This window comes from Caulobacter sp. 602-1, assembly GCF_003931565.1.
Classification (GTDB): Bacteria; Pseudomonadota; Alphaproteobacteria; order Caulobacterales; family Caulobacteraceae; genus Caulobacter.
In genome coordinates, this window is the sequence record NZ_RRYI01000070.1 from 1 (window position 1) to 326 (window position 326).

At 70.6% G+C, this 326-nt stretch carries 1 protein-coding gene; it reads right to left on the bottom strand.

The genetic code is table 11. The features are described from left to right. On the bottom strand, window positions 1-259 hold a 259-nt coding region (locus tag EIK80_RS27100; RefSeq protein WP_148099132.1), incomplete at its 3' end, for a conjugal transfer protein TraD. Between the last annotated feature and the right edge of the window lie 67 nt (window positions 260-326).

Genomic DNA, 326 nt, shown 5'->3' on the forward strand with positions numbered 1-326 from the left:
CGCCGTAAAGGGCGGCGCGATCGTCGCCGGTCAGCTCGACGAGCCCGGCCTTGTGCACCAAGCCGCCCAGCTCGATCAGGTGGTGGGTGCGCTCGCGGCGTTGCATCACCCAGTCCCGCGTGTCGGTCCTGGCCCGCAGCGCCTCAAGCCGGTGTCGCGCTGCCTTGGTTCGCCGGGCCGCGTCATTGGTCGCGGTTAGCAGCACGCGCAGGGTCTGCCTTCCCGCTGCGAAAGAACCCCGCGCCCCGTTTGCGCCCATCCGCTTTGCCGGCCGCGTCGCCACCTTCGACCAAACCAAGCAGCCCGCCCGCCAAGATCTCGACACC